This is a genomic window from Marinifilum sp. N1E240, assembly GCF_009295825.1.
In the GTDB taxonomy this organism is placed as follows: Bacteria; Bacteroidota; Bacteroidia; order Bacteroidales; family Marinifilaceae; genus Marinifilum_A; species Marinifilum_A sediminis.
The window spans coordinates 1-307 of record NZ_WHKF01000060.1; the positions used below are offsets into that span (position 1 = coordinate 1).

Below are 307 nucleotides of genomic sequence, written 5' to 3' on the forward strand. Positions count from 1 at the left end.
ACAACTGAATCAAAGCTATTACAAAAGGCGTCAAGCAATAGTCGAGCATCCATATGGAACTATAAAACGGCAATGGGGCTTCAATCACATTATGACAAAAAAAGGAATTAAAATTGCTAGTGCTGATGTAGGCTTTATTATGACAGCCTATAACCTACGCCGTATAATCAATATAATTGGAATAAAAATGCTCATTAAATGGGCAACACATCATTTATCTTCTTTTTATAAATTAATGGTGCTATTAGAGTTTATTTTGGCTCAAATAAGAACCTAAATTCTATTTCAAATTAAAATGATTTTCAAT

General features: G+C 30.6%; 1 pseudogene. It reads left to right on the forward strand.

What is annotated here, in order from left to right:
- Window positions 1-277, forward strand: a pseudogene (locus tag GCQ56_RS20840) (hypothetical protein); the annotation flags it as partial.
- Window positions 278-307: the final 30 nt, after the last annotated feature.